At 36.7% G+C, this 13,272-nt stretch carries 10 protein-coding genes; 1 reads left to right on the forward strand and 9 read right to left on the reverse strand.

Features of this window, described 5'->3' with window-relative positions:
• Positions 1-127 precede the first annotated feature (127 nt).
• The 4 genes from MKX37_RS17575 to MKX37_RS17590 all read right to left on the reverse strand — a co-directional run bounded on the left by MKX37_RS17575 (position 128) and on the right by MKX37_RS17590 (position 4,968).
• Positions 128-742, reverse strand: coding sequence for an alpha/beta hydrolase (locus MKX37_RS17575; RefSeq protein ID WP_002128536.1), 615 nt, complete (start codon positions 740-742; stop codon positions 128-130).
• Positions 743-769: 27 nt separating this feature from the next.
• Entirely contained in the window at positions 770-1,708 is a 939-nt protein-coding gene (locus MKX37_RS17580) for a ring-cleaving dioxygenase (protein ID WP_002167825.1), read from the reverse strand.
• Positions 1,709-2,194: 486 nt separating this feature from the next.
• Positions 2,195-3,769, reverse strand: a complete 1,575-nt coding sequence (locus MKX37_RS17585; RefSeq protein ID WP_002128539.1) for an FMN-binding glutamate synthase family protein — start codon at positions 3,767-3,769, stop codon at positions 2,195-2,197.
• Between the two features lie 71 nt (positions 3,770-3,840).
• Positions 3,841-4,968, reverse strand: a complete 1,128-nt coding sequence (locus tag MKX37_RS17590) for an alkene reductase (protein ID WP_002128540.1) — start codon at positions 4,966-4,968, stop codon at positions 3,841-3,843.
• A gap of 432 nt (positions 4,969-5,400) precedes the next feature.
• Here MKX37_RS17590 and MKX37_RS17595 point away from each other — a divergent pair, with 432 nt between their 5' ends.
• On the forward strand, positions 5,401-6,495 hold the full coding sequence (locus tag MKX37_RS17595; protein ID WP_078422183.1) for an NAD(P)-dependent alcohol dehydrogenase: 1,095 nt from the start codon (positions 5,401-5,403) through the stop codon (positions 6,493-6,495).
• 538 nt (positions 6,496-7,033) lie between these two features.
• On the opposite strand, the gene MKX37_RS17600 is transcribed toward MKX37_RS17595, so the two are convergent.
• The 5 genes from MKX37_RS17600 to hutH form a co-directional block, all read right to left on the reverse strand.
• Positions 7,034-7,495: a CarD family transcriptional regulator gene (locus tag MKX37_RS17600; protein ID WP_170935206.1), complete on the reverse strand. Its 462-nt coding sequence runs from the start codon at positions 7,493-7,495 to the stop codon at positions 7,034-7,036.
• A 292-nt stretch (positions 7,496-7,787) separates the two neighbouring features.
• Positions 7,788-8,759: a formimidoylglutamase gene (hutG, locus tag MKX37_RS17605; RefSeq protein ID WP_002128542.1), complete on the reverse strand. Its 972-nt coding sequence runs from the start codon at positions 8,757-8,759 to the stop codon at positions 7,788-7,790.
• Positions 8,738-10,009 (reverse strand): imidazolonepropionase, encoded by a 1,272-nt coding sequence (gene hutI, locus MKX37_RS17610; RefSeq protein ID WP_002128543.1) that lies wholly within the window; start codon positions 10,007-10,009, stop codon positions 8,738-8,740. The genes hutG and hutI overlap by 22 nt, the downstream gene beginning before the upstream one ends.
• 12 nt (positions 10,010-10,021) lie before the next feature.
• Positions 10,022-11,680 carry a urocanate hydratase gene (gene hutU, locus MKX37_RS17615; RefSeq protein WP_078422184.1) on the reverse strand — a complete coding sequence of 553 codons (1,659 nt, stop codon included), beginning with the start codon at positions 11,678-11,680 and terminating at the stop codon, positions 10,022-10,024.
• Positions 11,681-11,703: 23 nt separating this feature from the next.
• Positions 11,704-13,221, reverse strand: coding sequence for a histidine ammonia-lyase (gene hutH, locus MKX37_RS17620; protein ID WP_002033511.1), 1,518 nt, complete (start codon positions 13,219-13,221; stop codon positions 11,704-11,706).
• Between the last annotated feature and the right edge of the window lie 51 nt (positions 13,222-13,272).

Raw genomic sequence — 13,272 nt, forward strand, 5'->3', positions numbered from 1 at the left:
CCCTCCATTATTCTACATTTTCTTTATATTTTAACATAACTTTCCTATTCTCTTTTAACCCCTTAAATTACAACAAAAAAATCGAGTATAAAATCTTTATGATTTTACACTCGATTTAGTCTACTATTTATGCATGTGAAAATATTTTTTCATACCATTCTGTTGCCTTCTCTACTTCATTCATCGTTAATTGATGTCCTCTATTTTCCCAATGCATTGTTACATTAGCATCTACATTTTCTAATAGCATCTTCAATTCCTCTGACTCAGAAGGTGAACAAATTGGATCATTTGTTCCAGCAGCGATAAATACGAATTTCTCTGCTAAATTAGGTAATTGTATTCCTCTTCTAGGCACCATTGGGTGATGAAGGACTGCACCTTTTAATGCATTTTCGTAATGGAATAATAAGCTCGCCGCAATATTTGCTCCATTTGAATACCCAACAGCTACGATATTATCTCTATCAAATTCATATGTTTTTGCTGCTTCATTTAAAAATTCATTTAATTCCTTCGTACGGAAAACAAGATCCTCTTCATCAAAAATACCTTCTGCTAATCGGCGGAAGAAACGAGGCATCCCATTTTCTAATACATTTCCACGAACACTTAATACAGAAGCTTCCCGATCAATTCTTTCTGCAAGCGGTAATAAATCTAATTCATTTCCTCCTGTACCATGAAGCAATAACAACACTGGTTTTGACGTATCTTTTCCTTTTTGAAAAACATGTTTCATCATATTCCTTTTCCCCTTTCAATCACTTTAATCTAGATTTCTCACTTCAAATGGTAAGAGTGTCTGTTCAATTTGTTTTCTATGTTGTTCATATCGATCCGGTAATTTTAACTCCTCACCCATCGTCTCTAAAGATTCGTCATGGGCAAAACCAGGAGGGTCTGTTGCAATTTCAAATAAGATTTCGCCGTGTTCTCTAAAATAAATTGCGTTAAAATAGTTTCGGTCTTGTACAGGGGTTACACCATATCCAAAGCGAGACACATGCTCTTTCCAGTCTAATTGATCAGCATCATCACTCGCTCTCCAAGCAATATGATGAACTGTACCAACACCCATTTGCCCACGTCCAATTGTTGATAATCTCAAATCGATAATATTTCCAATATCAGCAGAAGAACGGAACCGCATAAACTCTCCCTCTTCTCCTACTTTCTCAAGACCCATAACATGCTCTAACAATTCAGCAGTTTTTTGAGGTTGTGCAGATAAAAGAACAGCACCGCCAAATCCTTTAATTGCTACTTCTGGCGTAACTTCCCCAAAAGTCCAATTATTTAATTCGCCCTCTTCTCTTTCAACTAATTCTATATGCAAACCATGTGGATCATCAAATTCTATATACTGTTCTCCAAACCGAGTCATTTTTGTATACGGTACGTCGAATTTTTCTAATCTATTTTCCCAAAACTCCATTGTACCTTTTGGTACGACATAAGACGTAATGCCTACTTGACCGTCCCCAATAATACCTTGACGAGCACCTGCCCATGGAAAAAACGTAATAATTGTTCCAGGCTTTCCTCCTGTATTACCAAAATAAAGATGATACGTACCTGGATCATCAAAATTCACTGTTTGTTTTACTAAACGCAATCCTAATACACCTGCATAAAAATCTACATTTTCTTGTGGGTGACCTACGATTGCTGTAATGTGATGAATTCCCATCGTTTTCTTTTCCACTTTCTCCACCCCTTTTTTTATTTCATTACAAAAAACGTTTATTCGCTAAAATTCATTATTCATTTTGTCCATATGATAAAGTTCAATCCGCAATACTATCTTTTACAAAATTGAGGTATCTCTCTAAAAAACTAACACATTTCATTTAGTTCAAAAATTATCTCGAATTCGAGATAATTCACAAAAAAAACTACAGTTCTTATGATTATATTTTAAATATTGATTTTATGATTTTGACTATCCTTCAAAAAATATCTTGAATTCGAGATTTATTATAGTCTAATTAGTTTTTATTGTCAATGCAGATATCGTTTCATTTTTTCATCAAAAACAATATTCTGACAACTCATCTCCATCAAATAATTTGTTTGAAAAAGAGCAACCGAAAAACGGGAACATCCATGTAATAAATTTCTACTTTTCCCATAACCAAAAAAGCCATACAAATGTATGACTTTTTTGATTATTTTTTGTTCAGCTACATATTCACTTCCCAATTACGGAAGGAAACAATTCCGAAAGTGGAACTACTTTCCCCATCTCATCTTTAAACACAATATGCTCTCTCGTTAAATGGCGCGGGCTCTTTACCCCTGCTGCTGCCGCTAATGAAAACAAACTATATCTCATACTAATAACATAGTTCATTACTCGCCATTTTTTCTCATACGGATCTAATGCTTTTTGGTAGTGTGGATTCGTGGTTGCAACCCCAGATGGGCATTGCCCTGAATTACATTGAAGTGCCATAATACAACCGCTTGCCATCATAAATCCGCGTGCTGAATTTACGGCATCTGCACCGATAGCTAAAGCAATCGCCACTTTATCTGGCGTGATTAATTTCCCGGAGGCAAACACCTTTAATTTATCCCTGACACCGTAATGATTTGCTGTATCAATAAATGTAAGTAATGCCGGTATAAGCGGCAGCCCCATACTATCTGCCATCGATTTATATGTTGCCCCTGATCCACCTTCTGAACCGTCGATTGTAATAAAATCTGGATAGATGTTTAATTCTTTCATTGCTTTTAATAAATCTTCCAAAGGCTTCTGTTGACCAATTACAATTTTCATGCCCACTGGTTTACCACCGTTTTCTTGTAAATCTTGAATAAAATATAAAGCCTCTGCGGCACTACTAATAAATGAAAAACGATTTGGCGAATTAATCGTTTCTCCTTCTCGTACTTTCCGAACGGAAGCGATTTTCTCATTTACCTTCTGTCCTTCTAAATGACCACCACGTATTTTTGCTCCTTGCCCAAATTTCAATTCAAACGCTTTAATATTACTTTCTTTCGCCTTCTCCATAAATTCCTTCATCGAAAAATTCCCGTCCTCGTCACGGTATCCAAATAATCCCGGACCAATTTGGGCAACGATATTTGCACCCGTATGTAAATGTTCTGGAATGACGCCCCCTTCCCCAGTATTAATCCACGAACCACCTGCCATTTTTGCACCAAACCCAGCTGATAAAATATAATTTTCTCCAATCGCACCGTAAGATGTCGCTGACGCTCCAAACATCCCATACAGTTTCCATGGATATTTACGATTTTCGCCCACTATAATTGCATCTTCTTCTTCATACAACCAAAGGTTTGTTGTATCCGCTGTCAATTTTTCTCTTCTTGAAAATAACCCTTCTTTATGAATCATATATTTTTTCCCCTCACGTTCTTGCGTGAGATTCACACTTAATTCATCTGTTAATGTGGGGAATAATGTATTAGCAATATAATAGCCAGATTCCTCAAAATCTCGTTTTGATCCAAAACCAAGTATTTCAGAACGGTATTTTGCTAGAAACATAACACTTTGAAAATCGTAGCGCGAAAAGGGCTTTCCGTCAGTATCATGATCAAACCAATATTGCCGAAATTCCGGGCCTATTTTTTCGAGTAAATAGCGCATTCTACCTAAGTATGGATGCAGTTTTAATATAGAATGATGCGTCCGTTTTTTAATAAAAAATGTAATGATAAAAAAGACAATTAAAAGTAGCATCAAAAAGAGCAATATACTAATAATAATGAGTAGCGCTTCACTCATTCCGCTTCCCCCTATATATGAAATTCCATAATAAAAAGAGAACACTCCATGTGTTCTCTTTTTATCCTTATTCACACTAACGTAGCAAGATGCTCTTTCGCGTCATATTCAACCAAACTTTCAGCATTTTTAATTCGCTGAACAAAATCTGGATTAGCGATTAATGGTCTTCCGAACGCCGCTACATCAATTGTTCCTTCTTGCAGTGCTTCTTCTGCCTCTTTCGGATTCAAATTACCTACTCCTACGATAGTACTATCCCAATACTTTCTTACTAATTGATGAAAATTCTTGCCGTCAGCAATAACTTGCGTATAATTCATCGTTGAAGGGTGAATCATCGTTAATCCAACTTCTTTAAACATATTTACAAACGTTTCAATTGCAAGTTCAGGATGTTCCCACATATAAGTAGGATTATCACCTTTAAAGGCAGAGAAGCGAAGAAGCGTTTTATCAGCTCCAACTGCTTCAATTACAGCCTGAACAACTTCTTTCATAAACGTTAACCTTTGTTTTAAGTCACCGCCGTATTTATCAATACGCTTATTCGCAAATTCATAAGTAAATTGGTCAATTAAATATCCGTGTGCACCGTGAATTTCTACACCATCAAATCCAGCTTCTATCGCATTCTTTGCGGCTTGTGCATATTGACCGATAACTTCTTTTATTTCTTCTATTGTCATTGCTTCTGGTGTATCAAACGGTTTACGAAAACGCGGAACATTCCCCTCCGCAGCAATAGCAGAAGGTGCTTGCGGCATTTGATCACCAATTATTTCGTGATGACTCATACGTCCAACATGCCATATTTGAGCAATAATCGTTCCGCCTTCTTTATGTACTGCCTCTGTAACAGGTTTCCAAGAATCGACTTGCGCTTGTGTATAAATACCTGGTACTCCTGGATTCCCTTTTGCTCTCGGGCTAATGACAATTCCTTCTGTAATAATTAGTCCAATCCCATCAGCAGCACGTTTTCGGTAATATTCGACTACATCAGCACCAACGACTCCAGTCTCATTATTTGCAAAACATCTCGTCATCGGTGCCATCGCTATGCGATTACGAAGAGACCAAGATCCAATTTGAATCGGATGAAATAACTTCGTTTCTTCAATATTTTCAAAAGACCCCCAAGCGTTTATATTTGTTCCTTCATAAATACTTGCCGCTTTATTATTCGAACTTGTCATTTTTCTTCCCCCTAAAAAAATCTAACTATAATCGCATCATACTTACTTTTAGATAGTAACGTCAATTTATACGCTCTTACGTAGGAATATTCGTATAATAAAACTAACCGTTTTTAACTTTAAGGGTTCTGAAATTCAAGAATCTACTGTTTATTCTAATGTCCAGTAAGTGGATGAGGAAAATACTTATTAAGTGGATGTTTTCTTTTTTTCTAGTTTTATTACTATAGAATATATTGGTAATTAATTATTTAACTATTTACTAACCAAAAAGAACCTGTTTCCAATGTACTATGTTCAAACTTACACTAACGAGGTTTCAATAATTCATTTGTTTTTTAATTATACCAACGAAATTTTAGGAACTAATAAAAGACTCCTAGATAGTTGAAAGTATTTTTTCTTATTTAACTTTTAGAAAGAAGGATAACATTGAAAACAAAAGCTATCGTTTCTACACCTGAAAAAAATTTTAATATGCAAGAAGTATACTTAGACGAGATTAAAGACGATGAAGTATTAGTAAAAATTATCGCTTCGGGTATATGTCATACAGATGCAACAGTTTTAGACGGTACAATGCCAACACCAAAACCAGTTGTTTTAGGACATGAAGGTTCTGGTATCGTAGAAAAAGTGGGAAGTAATGTAACATCGGTTAAACCTGGTGACCATGTTGTACTTGGATTTTCTTACTGTGGTCATTGTGAAAATTGCTTAGATGGTAATGCTGCCGCTTGCGAAAATATGATTGAATTAAACTTCTCTGGAAAAAACAAACGCCATGTAACACCTATACACGATCTTAACAATAATGACATTTCTCAATTCTTCGGCCAATCTTCATTCGCATACCATGCCGTTGTTAATGAGAATAATGCTGTAAAAGTACCAAAAGATGTTGATATACGTTTATTAGGACCACTTGGTTGTGGAATTATGACTGGTAGCGGTACGATCCTAAATTCATTACAGCCAAAACCAGGTAGTAGCCTAGTTGTATTTGGAACCGGTGCTGTTGGCCTTAGTGGCTTAATGGCAGCTAAAATTGCTGGATGTACTACAATTATTGCCATTGATATTCATGATAGTCGTTTAGAATTAGCGAAGGAATTAGGGGCTACACACACGATTAATAGCTTAAACGAAGATCCAGTTGCCAAAATTAAAGAAATTACAAACGGTGGAGCTAATTACTCATTTGAAACAACTGGCGTAAATATTGTTACACTGCAATCCATTCAATGCTTACGAGTAAAAGGTACAATGGCAACTGTTGCTGTTGGTAAAAAGGATTTAACTTTAAACGTAACAAATGAAATTGTCGTAAAAGCTATTACAATTAAAGGGGTAGTTGAAGGTGATGCAGTACCACAACTATTCATTCCAAAATTAATTAATTTCTATCAAAAAGGACTATTCCCATTCGATAAGTTTGTACAATTCTATTCTTTTGAAGAAATTGCTCCAGCATTTGAAGATTCTAAAACAGGAAAAACGATTAAACCTATTATCGTAATGGAATAACATTTGTTTACTTTTTCCCGATAACTAACAAAACAAAAATATCCTGAAATGGAATAAATAAAATTAAAAAGGTTTCCTAAGTAGGAAACCTTTTTTAGTTGACCATATAAGGCTAACAATTCGTTTATCTCTTTTAAATAAAGAAAATAAACAATTATTATCTCCTCACATATGGAAAATCTCTTAACAATAGAAGTGGGAGTGGTTCAGTATTCTTCTAAAAATAATAACTTATATACCTAAAACAATGAAAGCCCTACCTCTCTTTCATCCTTACGGCTCCTCGTCCGTGCCAGTGTGAATCAGGATTGCAAAAATCAAGTAACTATTTTATCGAGTTATTTAATTAAACTTCGAACATTCGTAAAAGAAATTAAAAAATAAAAATGGATTAAATTGTAGTAATAACAAAAGAGGTTAATGCTCTAAAAGTGGTTTGAAAGAGTTGAATGTCTTTGAAATGATTGATTTTCTATAATTATATTCCCAAAAAATTCAAGATCTTTTTTGGGATGTAATACATTATCTACAATGAATCTTAACAAAAGCTTTTTATTTGATTTTCTGTGATACCTTCAATTAATCCCAGCTCACTAATCAAAAATTCATGTGCGTTATCTAACATTTTCTTTTCGCTTGCATTAAGTGCTTTTTCTTTCTGCATACGTAATAAATCACGTACAACTTCAGCACCTTCTTGTATTTTACCCGTTTTTATTTTATCAGTGTTCAATTTATACCTTTGTTTCCACGTAAGTAATCTATCTGATTCCCCATGCTGAAAAATATCTATTATGTTTGTTAATGCCTTTATATCTGTAACTGGTCGTATATTTGAACTCAATATTTTCCCCATAGGAATCATTACTTCCATATTACTAGCCGACATTTTTATAACATAATACTGTCTTTTTTCTCCTGAGATTTCCTTTTCTTCTATGGCTTTAATTATACCTGCTCCGTGCATTGGATAAACGATGTTATCGCCAATTTGAAACAAATAATCCACCTCCATATATGGTAACCTTCTCAATCTTAACACACATTTATTTTTTTAGCAAAATTTTTATAATATCACAAAATTATTTTCTATGTCAATTTATTTACACATAAAAATTCAGGCTGTACAGAAACACTAAAAAACCCGCGATTTTGTTACATTTCTACACCCATTTTCTCCAATTTTATATACCTTGTAAAACAAAAAAAACACATCACTACATATAAGTAGCGATGTATTTTTATATAATGACAAAAATGGTTGCTTCAAAACTTCACACACGATCCTTCGCTTATATACTAACCTGTTTACTAATCGTTTCTCGCGCTAAAAGAAAACTCATAATCACTTGCGCAGCTACTCTACTCGTCATATCCCTAAAATCAAGAGTTGGATCAATCTCTACTATATCCATCCCTTGAACGAGTGGCTCTTTACCAAGGAATTCAATTGCATCAAGTAAAGTTGTACTATCCATCCCACCAGGGCCAATTGCTGGACAGCCCGGCGCAAACGCTTGGTCTAGTACGTCCATATCAAGAGAAATATAAATAGAAGTCACATCTTGTTTTCTTAATACTTCAATACTTTCTGAAATAAGATCTTTTATTTTTCGCTCTCTTACATCTTTCATTGTATACACTGTCACGCCATGCTCTTTTGCATATTCATGGTACGCTCGTGCATTTGAAAAATTACGAATCCCAATTTGAACGAGCTGTTTTCCTGTAATCACATCATTTTCTAGCAAACTACGGAACGGTGTACCATTTGATGGACCACCATCATCTAAATTACGTAAATCATGATGGGCATCAAATTGAATAATACCGACCTTCCCTTTACTATTTGCAAAACCAGTTATACTCGGAAAACTAATCGAGTGGTCACCACCAAGAACGATTGGTATCATTTTCGGATTTACTTTCGTCAAGTGACCAACTGTTTTCGCAATTCGGTTATGACTCTCTTTTATATCTGTCACATGCATCGTAATATCACCACAATCATGAAGAACACTTTCTTTCATATCGTGTTCTTCTGTAATTGCGTACGTGCTATATGCATCCAACATTGAACGAATTGTTTTTGGTGCAAAACATGCTCCTGAATGACTAATAGATGGTTTAGAAAGGGGCGCTCCAATTAAGGCAGCACCGAATATTTCCACACCTTCCTCCCAATTTTTAATCATTTCGCTCCACTTCGTCACTTCACGATCGATAAACTTTGCATTTTTCTTTAAATAGTGGCCGTGCTCCACGATTGTTCACCTCTTGTATATGCGATATTCCCATTCTTCCATACTGTATTTACATGACTTACGCCGTAATGGTACGGTACGTAAGCGTAATTATAAGCATCCCATAAAACTAAATCCGCCTTACGACCAACTCTAATTTTCCCAGCTACATCGCCTCGATTAATGGCATAAGATGAGTTCACTGTTACCGCATTCCAAACTTCTTCTGGTGTCATTTTCAGTTTCAGCATCGCAATGCTCATAATAAGCTGAATGTTTTCAGTTGGACAGCTACCTGGGTTAAAGTCTGTAGCTAAAGCAACTGCAACACCTTCATCAATCATTTTGCGGCCGCGTGCGAAGCTTTCTTTATTTAAATAGAAAGTTGTTCCTGGTAATAAAGTTGCTACTGTATTAGAATTCGCAAGCATTTCAATTCCTTTATCAGAAGCGCCAACTAAATGGTCCGCTGATGCTGCACCAATTTCAGCCGCTGCTTCCGCACCACCAAGAGGGTCGATTTCATCTGCATGAATTTTCACATCAAAGCCAAGCTCTTTCGCTTTTAATAAAAATTCTTTTGATTCTTCTACAGAGAACACACCTGTTTCACAGAAAATATCAACGAACTCAGCTAATTGCTTCTCTTTCATTTCTGGCAATAGATCTAGCATCCATTGTAAAAATTCTTTCGATTTTCCTTTGTACTCTTTCGGAACTGCATGAGCACCTAAAAATGTTGAAACTAAATCGATTGGATGCTCTTTTTGTAATTGTGCAGTTGCCTCTAATTGTTTCCATTCTGTCTCATCATCCAATCCGTAACCACTCTTCGCTTCTACAGTTGTAACTCCGAAAGATAGCATACGGTCTAAATGGAATTTAGCTTTTTGAACAAGTTCTTCTTTCGACGCTTGTTTCGTTGCATTTACAGTTGAAAGAATACCTCCACCTTGTTCTAAAATTTCCAAGTACGGAACTCCTTGTAGTTTTAGCGCGATTTCATTTTCACGAGATCCACCAAATACAAGATGAGTATGTGGATCAACAAGACCAGGAGAAACCATTTTCCCACCGCAATCAATAACCTCTTTTGCTTGTAATCCTTTAGCTTCTTCCGCTGTTCCAACGAAAGTAATTACACCATTTTCAATTCCAACCGCACCGTTTTCAATAACAGGAAGCGTATTCATCGCTTCCCGTCTTAACAAGCCATCTTCTTGATCCATTGTTAGTAATTGACCGATATTTATTAGTAAAGTGTCCAGCATGTTTCTTCCTCCTTATTTCATCATTGGAATGTTAACGCCTTTTTCTTTCGCAGTTTGAACCGCTAAGTCATAGCCTGCATCAACGTGACGAACAACACCCATACCAGGGTCAGAAGTTAATACGCGTTCAATACGTTTTGCCGCTGCTTCTGTTCCATCTGCAACGATAACCATTCCAGCGTGAAGTGAATAACCCATACCAACGCCACCACCGTGATGAACAGACACCCAGCTTGCACCGTTTACACTGTTAATTAATGCATTTAAAATTGGCCAGTCTGCTACTGCATCACTACCGTCTTTCATAGATTCTGTTTCACGGTTTGGAGATGCTACTGATCCACAATCTAAATGGTCACGGCCGATAACGATCGGTGCTGATAATTCACCATTAGCCACCATTTCATTAATAATGCGGCCAAATTTCGCACGCTCACCATAACCAAGCCAACAAATACGTGATGGAAGACCTTGGAACTCAACTTGCTGACGTGCCATACGAATCCAATTACATAAATGCTCATTATCCGCGAACTCGCGTAAAATAACTTCGTCTGTTTTATAAATATCTTCTGGATCACCAGAAAGTGCTACCCAGCGGAATGGTCCTTTTCCTTCACAGAATAATGGACGGATAAATGCTGGAACGAATCCCGGGAAATCGAAAGCATTTTTTAATCCTTCATCGAAAGCAACTTGGCGAATGTTATTTCCGTAATCAAATGTAATCGCGCCTTTTTCTTGCATTGCAAGCATTGCTTCTACATGTTTTTTCATACTTTCTTTTGATAATTGTACGTAACGTTCTGGATCTTCTTCACGAAGCTTCGCTGCTTCTTCTACTGTGTAACCTACTGGAATATAACCGTTTAATGGATCATGGGCAGAAGTTTGATCCGTAACTAAGTCAGGGATAATATTACGGTTTACTAACTCAGGTAAAATTTCTGCTGCATTACCTAATAATCCAATTGAAATAGGCTCTTTCTTCTCTTTATATTCGTTTGCAATAGCCAATGCTTCTTCTAATGATTCTGTATACTTATCACAATATCTCTTTTCAATACGACGATCGATACTACGCTTATCTACATCAATAGCAATTACAACACCGCCGTTCATCGTTACAGCAAGCGGTTGTGCGCCACCCATGCCACCTAAACCAGCAGTAATCGTTACAGTACCTTTTAATGAACCATCGAAATGTTGACGTGCCGCTTCACCAAATGTTTCATATGTTCCTTGTAAAATCCCTTGTGTCCCAATGTAAATCCAGCTACCCGCTGTCATTTGTCCGTACATCATAAGACCTTTTTTCTCTAGTTCACGGAAGTGATCCCAGTTCGCCCACTTCGGTACTAAGTTTGAGTTCGCTAAAAGAACGCGAGGCGCATCTTCATGTGATTTAAAAATTGCTACCGGTTTTCCTGATTGAACAAGTAACGTTTCATCGTTTTCTAACGTTTTTAATGAATCAACAATTGCATGGTAGCTTTCCCAATTACGAGCTGCACGGCCAATTCCGCCATATACAACTAATTCTTCTGGTTTTTCAGCTACTTCAGGATCTAAATTGTTCATTAACATTCGAAGTACAGCTTCTTGAACCCATCCTTTCGTTTGTAACTCAGTACCTCTTGCCGCACGAATTGTTTGTTGTACTTTTTCCATTTCAATCTCTCCCTTTTCTCGTTTTATAGTGCTGCATTTACATCCAATCTTTCCTTTATTGAATAATTCGTTTTTAACCAATGCGCGATATTTTCAATATCCGTTGAGAATATACGGTCATTTGTAATAGAAGGCACTTGCTGACGACCTTGATGATAGAACGTTTTTGTAACTGTACTCATGTTTTCAATTCCGCGATATTCTGCTGCTTGCATCGCACAGATCATCTCAATTGCAAGAACACGTCTTGCATTTTGAATAATTTGATGCGCATGACGTGAAGCGATTGTTCCCATACTTACGTGATCTTCTTGGTTAGCTGAAGACGGAATTGAATCTACACTCGCTGGATGTGCTAACGTTTTATTTTCTGAAACGAGTGAAGCCGCTGCATATTGCATAATCATGGCACCTGATTGAAGTCCTGGTTCTGGACTTAAAAATGGTGGTAAGTCATTTAATTGCGGATTTACTAGGCGTTCAATACGGCGCTCTGAAATATTTGCAAGCTCCGCCATCCCTACTTTTAAGAAGTCCATTGCAAATGCAATTGGTTGTCCGTGGAAATTACCACCAGAGATTACTTTTTCACCGCCATCAAAAATAAGTGGATTATCTGTTGCTGCATTCATTTCAATTTCTAATTTTTCTTTCACATAATTTAAAACTTGCCAAGAAGCACCGTGAACTTGCGGGATACAACGAAGTGAATATGCATCTTGTACACGAAGTTCTCCTTGTTTTGTCACAAGTTTACTATCATGAAGAATATCACGAATTCTGCTTGCCACTTCGACTTGCTCTTTATAACCACGCGCTTTATGAACATTTTCATCGAATGCATCAATAATGCCGCGTAATCCTTCCATTGTCATCGATGCAATTAATTCTGATTGATAAGCACTTGCTTCAGCTTCTATATAAGAAAGAACCCCTTGCGCTGTCATTGCCTGCGTACCATTGATTAACGCAAGACCTTCTTTTGCTTCAAGTTCAATAGGTTCAAGTCCTTCTTCTGTAAGAGCAACCATCGCATGAACTCGTTTTCCTTTGTAGAACACTTCACCTTCACCTAATAAAACGAGAGCAAGATGAGATAAAGGTGCTAAATCACCGCTCGCTCCTAGTGATCCTTGTTGCGGAACGACTGGATGAATTTTACGATTTACAAACTCAAGAAGCATGTTTACAACAAGTGGTCTAACACCCGATACTCCTTTTAACATCGTATTAGCTCGTAAAATCAACATACCGCGTGATACTTCTTCAGGGAATGGATCGCCTATTCCGCACGCATGTGACTGAATTAAGTTGTGTTGAAGTGCTTTTACATCATCTTTTTGAATAAGTACATCACTAAACTTTCCAAATCCAGTTGTAATACCGTAAACGACTTTTCCGTCCTCTACAATTTTCTCGACAACTTCGCGGCACTCTGCCACTTTTTGCATACTAGTTGGGCAAGCTGTTACACCTTCACCTTCAAGTAACAACCTCTTCATTTCTTCAACTGTCAATGTGTGTCCTGTTAACGTAATCATTCTTTTTCCTCCTTATAAAGGCAAAAGGGGACCTTATCTTTTTAAGACAGA

The organism is Bacillus sp. FSL R5-0709 (genome assembly GCF_038004785.1).
Lineage (GTDB): Bacteria > Bacillota > Bacilli > Bacillales > Bacillaceae_G > Bacillus_A > Bacillus_A mycoides.